Annotated in this window: 1 protein-coding gene; it reads right to left on the bottom strand. The window is 53.9% G+C overall.

From position 1 onward, the window contains the following. Positions 1-91: 91 nt before the first annotated feature. Positions 92-319 carry a hypothetical protein gene (locus tag ACOCD2_RS25165; protein ID WP_293652476.1) on the bottom strand — a complete coding sequence of 76 codons (228 nt, stop codon included), beginning with the start codon at positions 317-319 and terminating at the stop codon, positions 92-94. Between the last annotated feature and the right edge of the window lie 278 nt (positions 320-597).

Genomic DNA, 597 nt, shown 5'->3' with positions numbered 1-597 from the left:
TTGGGTCAATAGCATAGACTCGGCGTACTATGATGTCAAGCCTCTACAGACATGAAAAAGCGATTGTAGATCCATGGAGGCAGGCTTGTACTCATCTTAGGGGTGAGTAGTTACCTACGGCCTCGAAGTCGTTCTTGCCCTGGCACAGCAGTCCAAGATAGGTCCGGACCAGGTCGATATGGGCTATGCCGTGGCGCAGGGGGATGGACTTGAGGCGCTTTTTCAGCCCACTGTGGCGATTGATGATGGGGCCGGCTACCACCAGGCCGGCATGGGAGGCGTAGATTTCCGTGTCGCTTTGCTCGAAGATGAATGTCATTGGCAGTTCACCCCTTGGGTGAAATCATGAAAATCACTGGAACTGCAATTTTACGCGATTATCATCGGGCGAACGACTTTCAGGTGGCTGCCGAAGTCACGGATTCAGGTTACTGTTGGGTGTTCCCGGAACACCCGGCCCCAGACCTGAGGATATAATTGTGGCAAAGAAACTTCCTTCTACCGTTTTGTCTCTCCTGGCCATCGCTGCCATGGGATCTGTTACCGTGGCTGCCGCCGAAGATGACGTGATGGCGCGCATCAAACCTGTGGGCGAGG

The sequence above is a fragment of the Thiolapillus sp. genome, from assembly GCF_048562965.1.
Taxonomy (GTDB): Bacteria; Pseudomonadota; Gammaproteobacteria; order Chromatiales; family Chromatiaceae; genus Thiolapillus; species Thiolapillus brandeum_A.
Note: the sequence above shows the minus strand (reverse complement) of the source record. Positions and strands in the feature narration are given on the sequence as shown.

What these genes read in the sequence shown, in the direction of transcription:
- ACOCD2_RS25165 (WP_293652476.1), bottom strand. Translation starts at nt 319, where the DNA reads ATGACATTCATCTTCGAGCAAAGCGACACGGAAATCTACGCCTCCCAT.